The 18618-nt window shown below is 69.7% G+C and carries 19 protein-coding genes; 14 read left to right on the forward strand and 5 right to left on the reverse strand.

The window, feature by feature from the left end:
• Positions 1-1833: glycoside hydrolase family 99-like domain-containing protein (locus tag RMO97_RS05830; RefSeq protein ID WP_310539584.1), on the forward strand; the 1833-nt coding region annotated here is incomplete at its 5' end.
• Positions 1830-2960, forward strand: a complete 1131-nt coding sequence (locus RMO97_RS05835) for a glycosyltransferase family 4 protein (protein ID WP_310539585.1) — start codon at positions 1830-1832, stop codon at positions 2958-2960. The genes RMO97_RS05830 and RMO97_RS05835, both read left to right, overlap by 4 nt.
• Here RMO97_RS05835 and RMO97_RS05840 read toward each other — a convergent pair.
• A complete protein-coding gene (locus tag RMO97_RS05840; RefSeq protein ID WP_310539586.1) occupies positions 2950-3669 on the reverse strand; it encodes a hypothetical protein in 720 nt (239 codons plus the stop codon). The genes RMO97_RS05835 and RMO97_RS05840 overlap by 11 nt on opposite strands.
• Before the next feature lies 1 nt (position 3670).
• Positions 3671-5053: a hypothetical protein gene (locus RMO97_RS05845; RefSeq protein WP_310539587.1), complete on the reverse strand. Its 1383-nt coding sequence runs from the start codon at positions 5051-5053 to the stop codon at positions 3671-3673.
• Between the two features lie 108 nt (positions 5054-5161).
• On the opposite strand from RMO97_RS05845, the gene RMO97_RS05850 reads away from it, so the two are divergent.
• Positions 5162-6013, forward strand: a complete 852-nt coding sequence (locus RMO97_RS05850; RefSeq protein ID WP_310539588.1) for a GNAT family N-acetyltransferase — start codon at positions 5162-5164, stop codon at positions 6011-6013.
• Positions 6014-6015: 2 nt separating this feature from the next.
• On the forward strand, positions 6016-6774 hold the full coding sequence (locus RMO97_RS05855) for a PIG-L family deacetylase (protein WP_310539589.1): 759 nt from the start codon (positions 6016-6018) through the stop codon (positions 6772-6774).
• Here the strand turns inward: RMO97_RS05855 and RMO97_RS05860 are convergent.
• Both RMO97_RS05860 and RMO97_RS05865 read right to left on the reverse strand, forming a co-directional pair.
• Positions 6728-7090, reverse strand: coding sequence for a hypothetical protein (locus RMO97_RS05860; protein ID WP_310539590.1), 363 nt, complete (start codon positions 7088-7090; stop codon positions 6728-6730). The genes RMO97_RS05855 and RMO97_RS05860 overlap by 47 nt on opposite strands.
• Positions 7087-8163: a glycosyltransferase family 2 protein gene (locus tag RMO97_RS05865; protein ID WP_310539591.1), complete on the reverse strand. Its 1077-nt coding sequence runs from the start codon at positions 8161-8163 to the stop codon at positions 7087-7089. Before RMO97_RS05865 ends, RMO97_RS05860 begins: the two co-directional genes overlap by 4 nt.
• A gap of 103 nt (positions 8164-8266) precedes the next feature.
• On the opposite strand from RMO97_RS05865, the gene RMO97_RS05870 reads away from it, so the two are divergent.
• The 6 genes from RMO97_RS05870 to RMO97_RS05895 all read left to right on the forward strand — a co-directional run bounded on the left by RMO97_RS05870 (position 8267) and on the right by RMO97_RS05895 (position 14874).
• A complete protein-coding gene (locus RMO97_RS05870) occupies positions 8267-9304 on the forward strand; it encodes a dehydrogenase (protein WP_310539592.1) in 1038 nt (345 codons plus the stop codon).
• A 26-nt stretch (positions 9305-9330) separates the two neighbouring features.
• Complete coding sequence (locus RMO97_RS05875) at positions 9331-10056, forward strand: class I SAM-dependent methyltransferase (RefSeq protein WP_310539593.1); 726 nt, start codon at positions 9331-9333, stop codon at positions 10054-10056.
• 103 nt (positions 10057-10159) lie between these two features.
• Positions 10160-10999 carry an ABC transporter permease gene (locus RMO97_RS05880; protein WP_310539594.1) on the forward strand — a complete coding sequence of 280 codons (840 nt, stop codon included), beginning with the start codon at positions 10160-10162 and terminating at the stop codon, positions 10997-10999.
• Positions 10996-11751 carry an ABC transporter ATP-binding protein gene (locus tag RMO97_RS05885; protein WP_310539595.1) on the forward strand — a complete coding sequence of 252 codons (756 nt, stop codon included), beginning with the start codon at positions 10996-10998 and terminating at the stop codon, positions 11749-11751. Before RMO97_RS05880 ends, RMO97_RS05885 begins: the two co-directional genes overlap by 4 nt.
• 55 nt (positions 11752-11806) lie before the next feature.
• A complete protein-coding gene (locus RMO97_RS05890; protein ID WP_310539596.1) occupies positions 11807-13663 on the forward strand; it encodes a hypothetical protein in 1857 nt (618 codons plus the stop codon).
• A complete protein-coding gene (locus RMO97_RS05895; RefSeq protein ID WP_310539597.1) occupies positions 13660-14874 on the forward strand; it encodes a glycosyltransferase in 1215 nt (404 codons plus the stop codon). Before RMO97_RS05890 ends, RMO97_RS05895 begins: the two co-directional genes overlap by 4 nt.
• Here the strand turns inward: RMO97_RS05895 and RMO97_RS05900 are convergent.
• Complete coding sequence (locus RMO97_RS05900) at positions 14871-16058, reverse strand: MFS transporter (RefSeq protein ID WP_310539598.1); 1188 nt, start codon at positions 16056-16058, stop codon at positions 14871-14873. The two genes, RMO97_RS05895 and RMO97_RS05900, sit on opposite strands and share 4 nt — an antisense overlap.
• Before the next feature lie 160 nt (positions 16059-16218).
• Between RMO97_RS05900 and RMO97_RS05905 the strand changes: the two genes are divergently transcribed.
• From RMO97_RS05905 to RMO97_RS05920, 4 genes are all read left to right on the forward strand, one after another.
• A complete protein-coding gene (locus RMO97_RS05905) occupies positions 16219-16629 on the forward strand; it encodes a hypothetical protein (RefSeq protein ID WP_310539599.1) in 411 nt (136 codons plus the stop codon).
• A 98-nt stretch (positions 16630-16727) separates the two neighbouring features.
• A complete protein-coding gene (locus RMO97_RS05910) occupies positions 16728-17837 on the forward strand; it encodes a flagellar hook-length control protein FliK (RefSeq protein ID WP_310539600.1) in 1110 nt (369 codons plus the stop codon).
• The gene (locus RMO97_RS05915; RefSeq protein ID WP_310539601.1) at positions 17834-18100 is read left to right on the forward strand and encodes an EscU/YscU/HrcU family type III secretion system export apparatus switch protein; all 267 of its coding nucleotides are present in this window, start codon (positions 17834-17836) and stop codon (positions 18098-18100) included. Before RMO97_RS05910 ends, RMO97_RS05915 begins: the two co-directional genes overlap by 4 nt.
• Positions 18101-18190: 90 nt before the next feature.
• On the forward strand, positions 18191-18618 hold a 428-nt coding region (locus tag RMO97_RS05920), incomplete at its 3' end, for a GAF domain-containing protein (protein ID WP_310539602.1).

Here is an 18618-nt window from a genome sequence, read left to right on the forward strand (position 1 = left end):
GCCCCGGCCACGCCGCGCGCCTCCATCGTGATCCCGGCCTACAACAATCTGAAGTTCACCCTGGAATGCCTGGCCTCGCTGCAGGCCGCTGGGGGACTTGAGAGCGCCGAGATCATCGTCATCGACGACGCCTCGGCCGACGCGACCTCGGCCCTGCTGGCCACGGTCCCGGGCCTGAGGGTCCTGACCAATGCGGAGAATCTCGGCTTCATCCGCACCTGCAACCGGGCGGCCGAGGCCGCCGCCGGCGAGTTCGTCATCTTCCTGAACAACGACGTCCAGGTCCGGTCCGGCTGGCTGGCGGCCCTGCTCTCACCCTTCGATGAGGAAACCGGTGTCGGGGCCACGGCGCCCAAGATGCTGTTCCCGGACGGCCGCCTGCAGGAGGCCGGCGCCCGCATCGGCGTCGACGGCGCCTCGGAAATGATCGGCCTTTTCGACGATCCGTCCCTGCCCCGCTGGAACGTGCGCCGCGAGGTGGACTACGCCTCGGGCGCCTGCCTGGCGGTGCGCCGCCAGGTGTTCGCCGACCTGGGCGGTTTCGACATCGCCTTCGCGCCGGCCTATTGCGAGGACGCCGACCTCTGCTTCCGCCTGCGCGAGCGTGGCCTGCGGATCATCTATGAGCCGACCTCGGAGATCGTCCACCACCTGTCGGTGACCGCCAACTCCATCGACGTCGGCTACAAGCACCGGCTGGCCACCCGCAACCAGCAGGCCTTCGTGCAGCGCTGGGGCGAGCGGCTGGAGGCGCTGAACACCGTGCGCACCATCGCCTTCCACCTGCCGCAGTTCCACGCCATCCCCGAGAACGACCGCTGGTGGGGCGCGGGGTTCACCGAATGGACCAACGTCACCCGGGCCCTGCCCAACTACCGCGGCCACTATCAGCCCCACCTTCCGGCCGACCTGGGCTTCTACGACCTGTCGGACCCCCGCGCCCTGCAGCGCCAGGGGGAACTGGCCGCACAGTACGGGATCGGCGGCTTCTGCCACTATTTCTACTGGTTCTCCGGTGGCCGCCGGGTGCTGGAAAAGCCTCTGGAGCACCTGCTGACCGGCGCGGCGGGCGACTTCCCCTTCTGCCTGTGCTGGGCAAACGAGAACTGGACCCGCACCTGGGACGGCCAGTCCAACGACGTTTTGCTGGCCCAGACCTATGAGGACGGCGACGCCGAGGCTCTGATCGCCGAGATAGGCCCCTACCTCAAACGGCCCAACTACATCCGGGTGAACGGCAAGCCGCTTGTGCTGCTGTATCGCCCGGGCCTGCTGCCAGACGCCAAGGCGTGGGCCGCCCACTGGCGCGACTGGTGCGCGAAGAACGGCGTCGGCGAGATCTACCTGGCCTATGTCGAGAGCTTCGAGATGGCCGGCGGCGGCACGGATCCCACCAGCCTTGGCTTCGACGCCAGCGTCGAGTTCCCACCCGCCGGCACTCAGGCTTTGATCCATCCGCCGGGCCCGCTCTACAACGCCCGCTTCGAGGGCCGGGTGAACGACTACCGCCAGATCGTGCGCCGCTATATGGCCGAGCCGACGCCACCCCACACCCGCTTCCGCGGCGCGATGCCCGGCTGGGACAACACCGCGCGTCGCCAGGACAACAGCTGGTCGCACCACCACGCCACGCCCGGCGCGTTCCAGGCCTGGCTGGAGGCGATGTTCGCCGAGACCCGGCGGCAGAACTTCGGCGACGAGCGCCTGGTGTTCATCAACGCCTGGAACGAGTGGGCCGAGGGCGCCCACCTGGAGCCCGACCAGCGCTTCGGCCACGGCTGGCTGGAGGCCGTGAAGAACGCCGCCGACGCCGACCTGCTGGACAAGTCATGACGAGCGACCTGGTCCTGGTGGGCCACCCTTTCTCGGCCATCGGCATGGCCGAACATGTCCGCTCGGCCTGGCGGGCGTTCAAGGCCGCCGGGGTGACGACGGGCCTGATCGACATCTACGGCATGGACCGCAACAAGGACCCTGACTTCGAGCGCGAGTTCGCGCCCCACGTGGTCCCGAGGCTCAGCCCGACGACCAATCTCTTCTGCATCAACGCCAACGAGGTGGAGCAGGCGATGGGGGTGCTGGAGGCGACCGGGTCCAAGGCCGCCTTCGAGAGCGCCTACAACATCATCTATCCGGCCTGGGAGCTGGCCAAATACCCCGAACCCTGGGCCCGCATCCTGGAGCGGTTCGACGAGGTCTGGGCGCCGTCGGACTTCATCGCTCAGGCCATCGCGCCGGCGGTCAGCAGGCCGGTGCTCCACATGCCGCTCGCCGTGGAGCTGACCCTGTCCAGCTTCTTGGGCCGCCGGGTCTTCGGCATCCCCGAGCACGCCTTCGTGGTGCTGTTTTCCTTCGACTTCTCCTCGTTCTCGGAACGCAAGAACCCGCTGGCCATGCTGGAGGCCTTCGAGCGCCTCTGCGCCCTGCGGCCCGCCGCGCCCCTGCATGCCATCGTCAAGTACAAGGGCGGCGACGACAAGAACCCGGCCCGCAAGGCCCTGGAGGCTCGCCTGGCCGCGCTCGGCGGGCGCGCCCAGGGGATCACCCGCGAGCTCAGCGACAACGAGAACAAGAACCTGATCCGCTGCGCCGACGCCTTCGTCTCACTGCACCGCTCGGAAGGCTTCGGGCGCGGCCCGGCTGAGGCCATGACCCTGGGTCGAGTGGCGATCGCGACAGGCTATTCCGGCAACCTGGACTTCATGACGCCGCAGACCAGCCTGCTGGTGGACTACGACCTGATCCTGGTGCCGCAGGACGCCTACCTGTTCCCCGAGGGTCAGGTCTGGGCCGACGCCCATGTCGACCACGCCGTGCAGCTGATGGCCCGTATGCTCGACGATCCGGCGGAGGCCCGCACGCTCGGCCGCCGCGCCAGCCGCCACATCCGCACCCACTTCAGCGCCCGGGCCGTGGGCCTGCGCTACACGGCTCGGCTGGACGAGCTGGCTATGGCTTAGGCGGGGATTGTTCGGCGGACTTGGGTTTCGCCACCGTCAGACCCAGGGCCTCCCGCCCGGGATTCTCCGTCACCGCGATCTGCCGGATCACGAAGGCCCCGCCGGGCGAATCGTCGGTGTCGAGGCGGATCTGGCTGATCAGGGATGTGGTCCAGTCGTCGCCGCCCCCCGTCGGGTGGGCCATGTCAAAGGCCAGGATCAGGGTCTCGTTGACCGCCGGGCTCCCGCCGATCACCGGCCTGGCGAAGAAGGCCTGGCTCTCGGCGTGATCGGCGGTCGAATAATAGAGCGTCCCGTCCCAGGCCGGACTGGTCTGTTTGCGGGTCAGGCGCACCAGAACCAGGGATCCGCGCGCGCCGTTGATCTCCAAGCCGCTGGGGGATCGCAGGGCCGGGTCGGGCGCCTGGTTGGTGACCCGCAGGCCGGCGTTCTGCGCGAGGCCGGTGATGCCACCGGTGAGGACAAATCCGTCGCTGGCGCCCTCGAAGGTCCACATCCGCACCGACTTCAGGGGGGTGGTCCCCAGGCGGAAGGTCTGCTGGTCGGCGTCCCAGCTGATCGGCTGCACCCGAGTCGTCGGCGCGACCGGCTTTTCCACCGGCAGGGTGGGCCGCGGGACCGGTTCCAGCCGGAGGGTTCGCGGCGCGGGCTTGTCGCAGGCCGCCAGCGTCAGGACGAGGGCCAGGGAGAGAAGGCGCGGGAGGGTCATGTCAGCGCCTCAGCAGACGGCGGACCTGGGCCACCGGCGGGTCGAGCGCCAGGTAGAGCAGGCCGGTCATGGCCGCCAGGTCGAGGAAGTAGAGATAGCGGTAGTCACAGGCGATGGAGATCGCCAGGAAGCTCGCCGTGAAGGCCAGGGCCGCCGCCATCAGGGCGATGATCGCTGTGTCGGCCCGATCTCGCCGCAGCAGCAGGGCGACGGCGGTCAGGACCGCCACCAAGGCGTAGCTCAGGTGCGAGAACAGCGGCCCATCAAGGAACCAGGTACCGTAGTTGTAGAGAGCCCGATCCGAGGCGTCCTTGCCGGACGGGATCTCCAGTCTCTGCAGCGTGTCAGGGGGCCCTTCGACGCCGACGAACAGCGGCAGGCAGCTGTCGATCTTCGGCGTCAGGAACACCCAGCGGAACACGTCGAACCGATGGGCGAGATAGGCGCCGGGGTGGCGCAGCACGATGTCCAGCCACTGGGCGGCGACCACCTTGTCGCTCTGGCGCCAGAGCACCCCCCCGACCGCCGGGTCCAGGTCCAGATAATCGATGCGGACCGGGGTGTAGATCGGCACGCCGCGGGTGCGGATCACCGTCTCGGCCTCCGGGTCGGCCGCGTTGAAGACGGTCAGCTTCAGGTTCGGGTCGTGGGCCGCAGCGCCAATGATGTCGTAATGCTGCAGAATGCGGACGCCGACGCCGCCGGCCTTGTCCGGCCCCGCCTTGGTCGGCTGGGAGGCCACGCCGATCAGGTGGGAGGCCGCCATGATGGCCACGAGGGAGCCCAGCCCCCAGATGAGGCTGCGCCGCCACCCCTCGCCCCGCACCGTCCAGGCCAGGGCCAGGGCCGCGAAGGGGACGACGATGATCCCGTTCTGGCGGACCTGGGCGGCCAGCGCCAGGGCCAGCAGGGCTCCGGCCAGCACGATCCAGGGCGGCTGCCGCGCGGGCCAGCTGACGCTCGCCCGCGCCAGCAGGAAGAAGCCGGCGATGGCCAGGTTGGCGAACAGCACGTCCTTCCAGACGACACCCTGGAACACCAGGATGATCGGCGAGGCGAGAAACAGCAGGGCCACCGGGACCGCGGCCCAGGACGCCTTCGGACGCAGGCCGCGCAGGCCCAGCAGGCTGGCGAACAGCACAAACCCGCTGCCCACCAGATAGAGCGCCGTTCCCGGCACCACGCGGTCGAAGGCGGCCAGCACCGCGGCGTAGGCGGCGGGTCCCCAGGTCTCCCGGGTTCCCATACGACCTTCATGGAGCTGGGAAATCGAATCGGGGGAGAGGTGCCCGGGCATGGCCCCGGCCAGCATCACCAGGAAGCCCGCGATCAGCAGGCCGCGCACCACGTCGTCGGCGGTTAGATCCAGACCCCGTCGCGCCATGCGCCCGCTCCCCATCCCCTGAGAGAGGTAGGGCCGGCCGGCCCGTCTGAGAAGGTGCAAAAACCGTCCGTTGCCGCGGCGCAGCGACGCTTCCATGATCCACCTCCGATGACGACCGCGCCAAACCTCCAGATTCGGGCTTCCGGCGTCACCGCCGAGCAGCTCGCCGCCTATTCGGCCCTGCTGGGAAAGGTGTTCGGGGACGCGCCCAAGTTCACGCCCCAGGCCCTGGCCTGGCGCTACCGCGACAATCCCGACGGCCAGGTGGTGGGGTTCGACGCCTGGGACGGCGAGCGCCTGGCGGCCCACTATGTCACCTGCCCCACCACGGCGCGCATCGACGGCGCCTCAGTGCGTGGCCTGCTGTCGCTCAACACCGCCACCGACCCGGACTATGCCGGCCAGGGCCTGTTCACCCGGCTGGCCCAGGCGACCTATGCGGCGGGCGCGGACGCCGGACATGGCTTCGTCATGGGGGTCGCCAACGCCAACTCCACGCCGGGCTTCCTGAAGAAGCTGGGCTTCCAGCTGGTGGCGCCCCTGGAGGCCGGCCTGCTCCTGCGCCAGCCCCAGCGGTTCGAGGCCGCCGCCGCCGGCTTCCGCATCGACTGGACACCCCGCCGCCTGGCCTGGCGGCTGGCCAATCCCGCCAGCGCCTACGGGGTGCGCGACCGCGACGGCCTGACGGTGATCGCCGCGCCCACCCACCTGCCCCTGGTGGCCTGCGTCGGCTTCGTCAGCGAGGGCCTGGTGGAGCCCGGCGGCGCGGCCGGCCTGGCCTCGCTGTTCATCGGGCTGGAGCCGCGGGTGAACCTCGCGGCCCAGGGCTTCCTGCGCCTGCCGCAGCGCCTGCGCCCGTCGCCCCTGAACCTGATCTACCGGCGGCTGGGCGGCCCCGCGCCGGAGCGCCTGGATCCGGCCCAGACGGCCATCGGCTTCCTCGACTTCGACCCCTACTGACCATGACCATCGTCCACATCCTGGCCCATTTCGACGACGAGTACTTCGCCACGCCGCTGATCCGCAGGCTGGTGGAGATGGAAGCCGAACAGCGCTTCCTCTATGTCGCCGACTATGCCGACCCCGGCCTCGCGGCGCGGCGGCTGTTGGAGACCCGGGCCTATCTGGCCAGCCTGGGCGTTGCGGCCGAGCACATTGTCCACGTCGGCGCCGGATCGGGCGCCTGGGACGGTCAGGTCCACCGTCATCTGCCGCGACTCCGCGAGCTGCTCGCCGCCGAACTGGCGCGGATCGGAACGGTGGACCGCCTCTTTGTCACCGCCTGGGAAGGCGGCCACATGGATCACGACGCCTGCGCGGCCCTGGCGATCTGGATCGCCGGCGGCGCGCCGGTCGAGCACTTCAGCCTCTACAATGGCCCCCGACTGCCGGGCCGGCTGTTTCGCGCCGGCGTTCCGCTGACGGAGAACGGCCCACGCATCCGCGTGCGGATGTCGCTGGAAGAATGGCTCGCCTTTGCGGCCGGCGTTCGCTGTTTCCCCTCCCAGGCCCGAACCTGGCTCGGGCTCTGGCCGGTGATGTTCGCCGGTTATCTGGTGCGCGGGTTCGGCTACCAGTCCCTTCGGACAACCCGGGTGACCGAACGCCCACATGCGGGACCCCTGCTCTACGAGCGCATGTATGGGGTGACCTACGCCGAGGTGGCGGCCGCGATCAGGACGGCTTGGCCTGCAGAATCACCAGGAAGCCCGCCAGCATGAGGCCGTAGCCGACGGCGAACTTCCAGCTGGCCGGCTCCTTGAAGATCACCCAGGCCATCAGCGGCACCAGGGCCGAGCCCAGGATCGAAAAGGCGTAGGCGGTCGAGAGCGGCGTGCGGGTCAGGATGTAGAACCAGACGAGCGCCGTCAGTCCGTACCAGCCGAAGGCGCCCATCAGTGGGACGTTTTTCAGCAGCTTCCACGGCATGGGCCCGGCGATCTGGGCCTGATAGAGGGCCGCCCACTTGAACAGCAGCTGGCCGATGGGCAGGGCCACGGCGAACCCCGCGCAGAGCAGGTAGTCCAGCGCCTTCACGCGCCGTGCTCGCCGGCTTCCATCTGGCGGATGGTGCGCAGATAGGGGTGGATCGGCCGCGACGGGGTGTTGAGCACGTCGAAATTCATGGCCTGCAGCAGCATCTGGGTGCCGACGATCACCGGCAGGGCGGCGGCCATCACCACGCCGGCCGAGGCCGTCTGGCCCGGGTCCCGCGTCGCCAGCCAGTGGAGGCCGTAGGTCGCGCCGAAGATCAGGAAGAGGGCGCCGAAGATCAGCTCAAGCGTGGCGGCGTGGAAGTCGCGCACGAAGTACTGTCCCATGACCCGCTGGCAGAAGTTGGTGAGGTGCTTCAGCGCGAAGGGGCCTACGATGGCCCCGATCCGCAGGTTGCTGACCTCCTCGCCATAGCGGGCCGGAATCGGCACGTCGCGCACCACCGCCCTCAGGGTGCCCAGGTGATAGAGCAGGTCGGTTTCGAAGAAGAATCGCTGGGAGATGCGCTTCTCCATCACCCGGTCGGCCACGCACCCCTCAATGGCGGTAAAGCCGTTGGTGGGGTCGAAGACGTTCCAGTAGCCGGTGGAGACCTTGGCCGCGAAGCTGAGGGCGGCGTTGCCGAAGACCCGCACGCCCGGCATCGACTTCAGGTGGCTGATGGAGGTGAAGCGGTTGCCCTTGGTGTAGTCGGCCTCGCCCAGCAGGATTGGCGCCACCAGATGGGGGATGTAGCCCAGGTCCATCTGATCATCGCCGTCCACCTTGACCAGGACGCGGGCGCCGCGGCGGATGGCCTCGGCATAGCCCGCCAGCACCGCGCCGCCGACCCCGCGATTCTTCGACAGCCGCACCACCACCACCCGGGGATCGGACTTGGCCGCCTCGATGAAGTCGCCGGACCTGTCGGGACAGCCGTCATCGACGCAGACGATGCCTTCGGCCCACACCGGCACCTTGGCGATCACCTTCAGGATATGGTCGCGGACCCGGTAGCAGGGGATGACGATCCAGGTCCCGGAGTCCTCCAGGCTCGGCAGGGCCGAGGCGGGCGCGAGGAAGGGCCGGGCCGAACGGGCCTGGACCATCACGGCGTCGGATTCGGTCGGCGGCATCGAGAGCTTCCTTCCCCGGTCGGATACACGGCTCCTGGCAGGTTGCAAAGCGCCCGGCCTGCGACTACCCGGAGGGGGCAACGTCCACCAACCGGCGACACTCATGCCCCATGACCTGGTGCGCGCCCGCGCACCGCTCCGGCTCGGCTTTGGCGGTGGCAGCACCGACGTCTCCCCCTATTGCGACGAGCATGGCGGTGTGGTGCTGAACGCGGCCATCGACCTGTTCGCCCATGTCAGCCTGGAGCGGCGCACCGACGGCCAGGTCCGTCTGGTGGCCGCCGACCGAGAACATTTCTGGAACGGGGCGGCGGAAAGCCCCCTGCCCACCGACGAGCCCCTGCGGCTGCTGAAGGGGGTCTATAATCGCTTCATGGCGCAGCATGCCGGCGGCCGGGCCATCCCGCTGACCCTGACCACCTATGCCGACTGCCCGCCGGGCTCGGGCCTGGGCAGTTCGTCGGCCCTGGTGGTGGCCATGGTGGAGGCTTTCCGGCGGTTCCTCGAGATCGAGATGACGGCCCAGGCCGTGGCGGCCCTGGCCTACGACATCGAGCGCCGCGACCTCGGCCTGGCCGGCGGGCACCAGGACCAGTACGCCGCGGCCTTCGGCGGGCTGAACGTCATGCACTTCCATGCCGAGGACCGCGTGGACGTCGAGCCGGTGAGCGTCGAGCCCACGGTGATGAAGGAGCTTGAGGCGTCCCTCGTCCTCTATTTCACCGGCGTGTCGCGGGAGTCGGCCTCGATCATCGAGGAGCAGACCGCCAATATGCGCGCCCAGGCTCCGGCCTCCCTGCAGGCCCTGCACGACATCAAGGCCAGCGCCTACGCCATGCGCCAGGCTCTGACGGCGGGCGACCTGCAGCGTTTCGGCCAGCTGCTGGATTCCGGCTGGGCGGCCAAGAAGCTGACGGCCACCAAGATGTCCTCGGCCCGGATCGACGAGGTCTATGCCGAGGCCAAGGCCTTCGGCGCCTTTGGCGGCAAGGTCTCCGGCGCCGGCGGCGGCGGCTTCATGATGTTCCTGATCGACCCCACCAGGCGCGATGGCCTGAAGCGGCTGCTCACCAACTTCGGTGGCGCGGCCCAGTCGGCGCGCTTCACCGCAACCGGCGTCGAATCCTGGGTGGTGCGGTGAACGGCGAAAACAGCTAGAGCCGAGACGTGAAAGAGCTTTCCAAATCCATCGTCCGGCGCATGGCCGACCCCAATTTCGCCCGGCGCTGGTTCGTGGGCGAGGGCCTCGACATCGGCGGCAAGCCCGACCCCCTGTCGCTCTATGCGTCCTTCTTTCCAGCCCTCACCGGCGTGCGGGTCTGGGACTGGGAGGACGGCGACGCCCAGCAACTGGCCGGCCTGGCGCCCGAGAGCCTGGATTTCGTTCATTCCAGCCATTGCCTGGAGCATCTCGTGGACCCCAAGGAAGGCCTCGCCTCCTGGTTCCGGGTTCTCAAGCCGGGCGGCTTCCTGGTGGTGACCGTCCCCGATGAGGACCTCTACGAGCAGGGCGTCTTCCCCTCGACCCACAACCGCGATCATAAGTGGACCTTCACGGTGCTGAAAAGCAGGTCCTGGAGCGAGAAATCCATCAATCTGGTCGAGCTGCTGTCGGACCTGGGCGAGGCCGCCGACATCGAGCGGCTGGCTCTGCTGAATTCCACCTTCCGCTACGACCTGCCCCGCTTCGACCAGACGCTCACCCCTATCGGCGAGTGCGGAATCGAGTTCGTGGTCCGCAAACGCACCACCCGCGAGCTGGCCTATGGCGGCCTGGTGCGCGACACCGTCCAGCCCTCGCCGGCGCAGCGGCGCCACTTCAACCAGTACCGCGCCGACCACGCGCACATGAAGACCAGCCCCCCGCCTTTCGAGGACGAGAGCGAGCTCTAGCGAATCGCGCGATTTCGATCCGATTCCGAGGGGAATCGCCGCCCCGCGCCACGCTTGCGCCGTAAAATGCGACCTGTTACCAGCGGCCTCGTCGGGAGAGTTGATGCAAATCGCGGAACACATGCTGCGCACGGGTCGCCACGGGACCCTGCACGAGTTCGGCATGGCGTTCGCCGACCTCAAGGCGTCGACGAAGCGCATCGGCCTGGCCTGGTCCCTGGCCTGGCACGACATCGTCTCGCGTTATCGCGGCTCGATCCTCGGCCCCTTCTGGATCACCCTCTCCATGGGCCTGATGGTCCTGGGCATGGGCTTTCTCTACGCGGAGATCTTCAAGGTTCCGATCCAGAGGTACATGCCGTTCGTGGCGCTTGGCATCGTCTTCTGGGGGGTCATTGTCGGCGTCATCACCGAGGGCTGCGACACCTTCGTCCAGGCCTCGGGCATGCTCAGCCAGACCTCCCTGCCGATGTTCACCTTCGTCTGGCGCACGGTGCTGCGCAACCTGATCACCCTGGCCCACCACCTGGTCATCGTGGTCGCCGTGCTGGTCTGGTTCGGCTTCTGGAAGGTGGCCAACGTGCCCATGGCCCTGCTGGGGTTGCTCCTGGTGATGCTCAACGTCTCCTGGGCCAGCATGGCGGTGGGCATCGCCTCGGCCCGCTTCCGTGACGTGCCGCAGATCGTCGGTTCGATCATGCAGTTCGCCATGTTCATGACCCCGATCTTCTGGGAACCGGGCCGCATGAGCGGCGGACGCGCCCACGCCCTGCTGATGCTCAATCCCTTCTTCCACATGATCGACGGTATCCGGGCGCCCCTGATGGGCGGCGAGACCGGTTCGGGCACCTACCCGATCCTGGCCCTGCTTGCGGTGCTGGGGTGGATCGGTGTCTTCACCGCCTTCACCCTGACCCGGCGCCGGATCGTCCATTACCTATGAAGGGTCCCCAGGTCTCGATCACGGTCAGCGACCTGACCCTGCGCTTCCCCGTCTACGGGGTGGACGCCAAGTCGTTGAAGAAGAGCCTGGCCACGGTCACCGTGGGCGGCCGCCTGGGCTCCTCGCTCACCGGCGCCACCGAGGTCACGGCGCTCTCCAAGGTCAATATCAAGCTCAAGGCCGGCGACCGCCTGGGGCTGATCGGTCACAACGGCTCGGGCAAGACCACCCTGCTGCGCGCGCTATCGGGCGCCTATGAGCCCGACGAGGGCCAGATCGAGATCCACGGCCAGATCGCCTCCCTGCTGGACCTCAACCTCGGCATCGACCCCTCCGCCACCGGCCTGGACAATATCCGCCTGCGCGGCCGCATCGCTGGCCTGAGCGCCCGCGAGATCGAGGACAAGCTGGAGGAGATCGGAGAGTTCACCGGTCTTGGCCCCTTCCTGGCCATGCCGCTGAAGACCTATTCCGCCGGCATGCAGGCCCGCCTGGCCTTCGCCGTGGCCACCGCCGTCGACGCCGACGTCCTGCTGATGGACGAATGGATCGCCGTCGGCGACGCCCAGTTCCAGAAGATCGCCCACAAGCGGCTGCTGTCGCTGATGGAGCGGGCCGGCATCCTGGTCCTGGCCTCGCATGACATCGAGTTGATCCGCCTCTACTGCAACAAGGTCATGGTGATGAAGGGCGGGCTCGCCTCCCCCGTGACCCACGTGAAGAACCTCGACGACCTGCTCGCCGACGCCTGACGCGGGCGCGGGCGGCTGCTAGACAAGCTCTCTCAAGGGCCGGGCGCTAAGTATCTTGGACGTCGTCTTCACCATCGTTTCGCGTAACTACGCGGCCCAGGCGGCGACGCTGATGGAAAGCCTCGCCGTGGCCGAGCCCGGCGTCGCCCGGGTGGTCATCGCCACCGACGGCCCCATCGCCTTCGCCGATCCGGGCGTGCGGGTGATCGAGGCCGGATCTTTCACGCCCAAGTTCGCGGCCATGTGCGCCTATTACGACGCCCTGGAGCTGAACACCGCGGTCAAGCCCCACGCGTTCCGAACCCTGCTGGCTGAGCCGGGTGTGGCCTCGGTGGTCTATCTGGATCCCGACATCTACGTCTACCGGCCGCTCGCCGAGGTCCGCGAGGGCCTGGCCCGCGCGCCCCTGGTTCTCACCCCGCACATGACCCGTCCGCTGCGCGGGAACGCCAACCCCAACGATCACGTCATCCTGACCTCCGGCGCCTACAATCTCGGCTTCATGGCGGTGCGCGACGAGCCGCAGATCGAGGCCCTGCTGGACTGGTGGGCGGAGAAGCTGGAGTTCGACTGCCGGGTCGACTTTGCGGCGGGTCTCTTCACCGACCAGAAGTGGATGGACCTGGCTCCGGGCCTGGTGAGCGACCTTGCCCTGCTTCGGACGCCGGCCCTCAACCTCGCCTACTGGAACCTGGAGGGCCGTGAGGTCTCCCGCCAAGCCGGCGGCTGGCGGGTGGACGGCGAGCGCCTGGGATTCTTCCACTTCTCGGGCTTCGATCCGGCCCGGCCCGACCTACTCTCCAAGCACCAGGACCGCATCAAGGTCGCGACCGGTTCAGCCCTGGCCGATCTCTTGAAGGACTATGCGGGCGCCATGCTGCGCAACGGCCACGCAGCCGCCAGGGCCACCCCTTACGGCCATCGCGCCTTCCCCTCCGGCCGGTTGGTGACCCCGCAGGAACGTCGCCGGATGCTGCAGGCCGCGCGGACCGGCGAGGCCTTCGGCGGCGGCCTGACCCCGGCGGCGCAGGCCTGGCTGGACGCCGCGGAGGGCGGCCCCGCCCGCCTGCCGCTCACGCCGCCGGAAGGTCCCTGGCTGGGATCCTCAGCCGACCTCACCGCCTGGCTGAAGGCCCACCCGGCCGCCGCTGTCGCCGCCATGCTCGCGGCCCGCAAGGACCTGCGCGATCGCTTCGCCTCCGACGACAAGGGCCTGCGCGCCTGGCTGTTGGGCCCCGAGGCCCTAGCCGGCCGTTTCGACGCGCGCCTGCTGCCCACCGACGTCCTCGATCCCGGCCTGGTGGCCCGCGCGGCCCGCTATGGGGTGGGCGAGGCGCCGGACGCCCGTCTGCAGGTCGCGGCCTATGGGCTGGCCGACCGCGCAGGCTGGCCGCACGGCCTGACCGATCCCGGCCTCGAGACGCCCGTACCCCGCCTCGCCAGGGGCCTGCCCTTTCCGCGCCTGTTCCTGGCCATCTGGGAGGACCGCGGCGACCTGCAGCGGCTGTTTCCCCTGGCCAGCTTCCGTCAGCGCTTCGCCTTCCTGCGCTGGCTGATCGGCGGGGGTCTGGCGGAGGTGGGCATAGATCTCTCCGCCCTGCCCGCCGCCGCCCGCGGCCACCCCGTCTTCCAGCTCGCCCGCCTCACCGTGCGCCACGCCCCCACCGTCGCGCGCCGCATTGCCGCCACCGGCGCCTGCGAGACCCTGATGGTGATGGAACGCTGGACCGACACCGTGGGCGCGCCGGTCTTCGAGACCGTCACCACCAACTTCCGGACAGCCTCCGGCGAGCTTTCCCCGCCCCCCGCTCAGGTCGGCGAGGTGGTGTTCCAGACCGAGCCTGGCCTTGCCCCGGCCGACGCCATCGCCCTGCTGGCCCACGGCGTCTCGTGGCGTTCGGCGCGCCGATGAGCCCCCTCGCCACCGCGCGCCGCGTCTGGCGCGGCCTGGCTCCGGAAAGCCTGCGCCGGACCGCCCAGCCTCTGCTGGCCAAGGCGCTCTCGGCCTATGTCCGATCCTCCGCCCGGGCGCCCCACGCCGCCGGCGCCGTGGGTGGGCCGATCCGGGTGGTGGGCTTCCTTGAGGGCTCCCACGGCATCGCCGCCTCGGGCCGCCTCGCCGTCCGCGCCTTCGAGGCGCTCGGCGTCCCGGTGGAGACCATCGATGTCTCCGGGGCCAAGCTGGACTGGATCGGCAAGGCCGGCCCCACCCCCGCGCCCGGTCCCTGGATCTTTCATCTCAACGCCCCCGAGCTGCTGGCGGCCCTGGCCCATCTCGGCCCCAGGCGCGTGCTCGGCCCGCGCTACGGCTACTGGGCCTGGGAACTACCCAAGGCGCCCGACATCTGGCTGAAGGACGCCGCCCTGGTGGACGGCGTCTGGGCGCCCAGCAGCTACACGGCGCGCGCGCTGGAGGGCGCCGCCGCGCCGGTCAGGGTGGTGCCCCATCCCCTATTCCTCGAGGATTACCGGGACATCGTCCCCGCCCCGCGCACGGCGGAGTTCCTGGCGGTCAGCCTGTTTGACTTCAACTCAGCCGCCGCGCGGAAGAACCCCGACGGGGTTATCTCCGCCTTCGCCCAGGCCTTCGGTGAGGACCCCACCGTCCGCCTGCTGATGAAGACCCAGAACGGACACCTCTTCCCTGACCATCTAGCGCGCCTACGCCGCCTGGCCCCGGCCAATGTGACCATCGAGGACGCCGTCTGGCCCTACGCCCAGGTCAAGAGCCTGATCGCCGGCGCCGACGTTCTGATCTCCCTCCACCGCGCCGAGGGATTTGGCCTGACCCCCGCCGAGGCCATGGCGCTGGGGACCCCGGTCATCGCCACCGGCTGGTCGGGCAATCTCGATTTCATGGACGCCAGCAGCGCCATGCTGATCCCCTTCCACCAGATCCCGGTGCAGGACAGCCAGGGCATCTATGCCGGTCAGACCTGGGCCGACCCCGACACCGCCGCCGCCGCCGAGGCCCTGCAGCGACTGCGCACCACGCCCGAGCTGGGCCGCCGGCTGGCGGAGAACGGACGGCGGATGGTGGGGGAGCGGCTCTCGCCCCAGGCCTGGTTCACCACCCTGCCCGATCCGGTGAAGCGCGCCGCCATGGCGGCGATCCGGAGCTAGTCCTTCACCGGCTTGCCGACGCTCAACAGGGCCAGGACCGCCATCCCGCCCACCAGCACCACCGGGACCATGGACTGGAACACCTGGTCGGCGCTGTACCCCGCCCCGCGCAGTTCGCCGGCGATCAGGGGGCCGGCGATGGAGCCCAGGCGCCCCACCGCGATGGCCGCCCCGGCGCCGGCGGCCCGGACATGGACGGGGTAGTAGATGGGAGCAAGCGCGTAGAGCACGTAGAGCCCCCCCACCACCGTGAAGCCCGCCGCCGCCGCGAAGCCGAAGATGGCCGGCAGGCCCGTGGCCTGGGCCAGACCATACATGGCGCCGGCCAGGACCAGGAACACCGCCAGCAGCGGCCAGCGGAAACCGACCCGGTCCGCCAGCCAGCCCAGCAGCAGGGCGCCGATCACGCTGAAGGCGTTGAACCACAGGGACGCAGCGGCGCCGTCCGCGGCGGTGAAGCCCTTGGCCACCACCAGGGTCGGCAGCCAGTTGAGCAGCAGGTAGGTGACCAGCAGGTTCAGGCCGAACACGAGCCAGATCAGGAAGGTGGTGAGGGCACGGCGCTCGGAGAACAAGCCCTTGGCCAGGCCGCGGTCGGCGGCGGGATCATGCTCGGGCCGGGTCTCCGGCAGCAGCCGCAGGATGACCGGGACCAGCAGCAGCGGCAGGGCGCCGCCGATCAGGAAGATCATCCGCCAGTCGACGGCCTCGCCGCCGTGACTGGCCAGCAGGGACACCAAGGCCCCGCCCGCCGGCAGGCCGCAGAACATGCTGGTGGTGGTGGCCGCGCGCTTGGCGGGCGTGCTGATCTCGGTGGCGATGGCGATCAGGTTGGGCATGGCCCCGCCGAACCCGATGCCGGTGAGCAGGCGGGCCACCGTCAGGGTCTCGAAGCTGTTGGCGAAGGCCGTCGCCACCGAGAACAATCCGAAAGCCGCCACCGAGACCGCCAGCACCGGCTTGCGTCCCACCCGGTCGGCGAACCAGCCGCCGGTGATGGCGCCCATGACCAGCCCGATCATCGCCGCGCTGCCCGCCCACCCCATCTGGCCGGGGTTGAGCCCCAGTTCCGGGGCCATGTGCGGCGCCGAGACCCCGAAGGCCTGGATGTCGTAGCCTTCAAGGGCTGCGATGCAGAAGCAGATGGCGACGATGAAGCCTGGGCTCAGACGCTTGGCGGCCATGCCGATTCCCCGTGGTTGTTCCCCGGCGGCAGAAGGCCCCAAGGCGGCGCTTCGCGCCAGTGGAGAAGTTCTCGGCCCCCCGCCGTGAGGGCGTCGGCCTTTAACGGCTCTTAAGGCCTGAGTCGCCTAGGATGCTGACCGAACAGAAAGGGAGACCATCATGGCCACCCGCGCATCCAGCTTCCATCGGCACGCGACCGATCACTTCGAGCCGCAGGACACGGACGAACACCCTCACGCCCAGCGCCGTCTGCGCGGTCAGTTGGAGCAGATCGACTACACCGCCTTCGCCTCCAACAAGGAGGTGATCGGCGCGGTGCTCGGCCATGCCGACGCCCAGCAGTTCCAGCGCATGGCGGTGGCCGTGGCCATGGCCCGCGCCCAATGGGTGAAGGAGGCCCTGGCCTTGAGCGAGTCCGGAAGCCCCAGCCATGAGCAGATTTCCCGCCTGGGCCGCCTGCGCCAGGCCTATGAGGAATTGGCGGAGGCCTATGAGGCCATGCGCCGGATGGTCGAGCGCGGCTACCTGCCCTATCAGGCTCCGGCGACAGCCAAAACACCGGCCCGATGATCGACCGGACCTGACGGTGCGCCGCACCGGCAGGTCGTCTTAAGGCCCGCTTCACCCGCCCGCCCGTAGAATCAGCCCGTGTCCAGCCAGGCCGCGCCATGAAGGTCGCACCCCTAGGAACGATCCCCACCGCCGCACAGGTGCCGGCGCTTACCCCCGCGCGCCCTGTCGCCCGTGTTCAAGGCGGCCAGCTGCTGCGCGAGATGCAGCGCGCCGTGGAGGCCGACGCGGTCGATCCGGCCCAGCTGGTCGAGGGGCCGACCCGGGTCGCTGCGCCCACGACCTCCTCCCAGCCGGGCCTCGCGCCACTGCTGCCGCAGACCCCCGCCCAGGCCATGGCCCAGGCCCTGCGCACCGCCCTGACCCGCCAGAGCGGCCTGGCCCCGCTGATGGCCGATCTCAACCAGGCCCTCCGCGCCCAGGTCCTCTCGCCGCCGGCGCGGGCCGCGGCCCTGCAGATGCTGACCCAGCTGGTTCCGCTGGACCCGGAGGTGCGGGGCGCCGATATCAAGCGGGCGCTGAAGACGTCGGGCCTGTTCCTGGAAGCCAACCTCGCCAGCGACCCCGAGACCTCGCCGCTCGGCGGCGATCTCAAGGCCGCCCTGCTGGTCCTGCGCCAGGCGCTTGGCCCCGCCACCCGGCGCGCGCCCGGCGCCACCCCTCGCCCGCCCTATGGCGGCGCGCCAACCTCGGCCCAGAAGGCCGCCCTGCCGAGCCTGCCCGTGAACGCCACCGCCGCCGCCATCGGGGAAGCCCTGGCCGCGGAGACTCAAGGCGCCCTGGCCCACCTCGATCTCCTGCAGCTCGCCTCCCTACCCGAACCGGACAAGCCGAACGAGCCCACCCGCTGGATGTTCGAGACCCCGCTGCAGACCCCGCAGGGGCCTGGCGTCGCCCAGTTCGAAATCAGCCGCGACAGTCAAGGGCGCGCCCGCGACGAGGAGCGCGAGCCGCTCTGGCGGGCGCGTTTCTCTGTCGACTTCGAGCCGGTCGGTCCTGTCGACGCCCAGGTGGCCTTCGACGGCGACCTGGCCCGCGTCAGCCTCTGGGTGCTTCGCCCCGACGCGGCCGAGCGCCTGCGCGCCGCCCAGCCGTTGCTGGCCCAGACCCTGGCCGCCGCCAACCTGCAGCTGGAACTGGCGGTCCACTCAGGGCCGCCGCCGGCGCCGGCCACGAGTTCGGGCCGGCTGGTGGACCAGTCGGCATGAGCAAGGACCTCCGCCTGGCCGTCGCCCTGACGTATGACGCCCCTGGCGCGCCCCGGGTGGTGGCCGCCGGCCGGGGCCTGGTGGGAGAGCGGATCATCGCCGCCGCGCAGGCCCATGGCGTGCCGCTGGAGCACAATCCCCTGCTGGCCGAGGCGCTCTCCAAGGTCGAGGTCGACAGCGAGATTCCAGAGCGGCTGTTCGTGGCGGTGGCCGAGATCCTCGCCTTCCTGATGCGCGAGGGTCCTGTGGCGGAGGCCCTTTGACGCAACAGCGCTTTGTCTCAGCCTCGGTAACCTTATCGCTACATCATCGCCCGTCTTATGGAGTTGAGACTCTGGGGCGACGGATAAGTCATGATCGAGCTATCAGAAGCCGCGCGGCTGTGCGCCCTCGACGACTATCAAGTCCTTGATAGCGCTCCGGAGCCGGCCTTCGATCGACTGACGGCGCTCGCCGCCGATCTGTTCCAGGCTCCCATCGCCCTGGTGTCCCTGGTCGATGCTGAGCGGCAGTGGTTCAAGTCCCGCCACGGCCTGGACGCGGTGGAGACGCCGCGCTCCCAAGCCTTCTGCGCTCACGCCCTGCCTCTGGCGCCCGGTGCGACCCTGGTGGTGGAGGACGCGACCCGCGACCCGCGATTCAGCTCCAACCCCCTTGTGACTGGCGATCTGGGAATCCGCTTCTATGCTGGCGCGGTCCTGACCGGCAGCGACGGCCACAATCTTGGGACGCTCTGCGTCATCGACACCAAACCCCGCCCATCGCCAGATCCTGAAGAACT

Source organism: Phenylobacterium sp. (assembly GCF_031425575.1).
GTDB lineage: Bacteria > Pseudomonadota > Alphaproteobacteria > Caulobacterales > Caulobacteraceae > Phenylobacterium.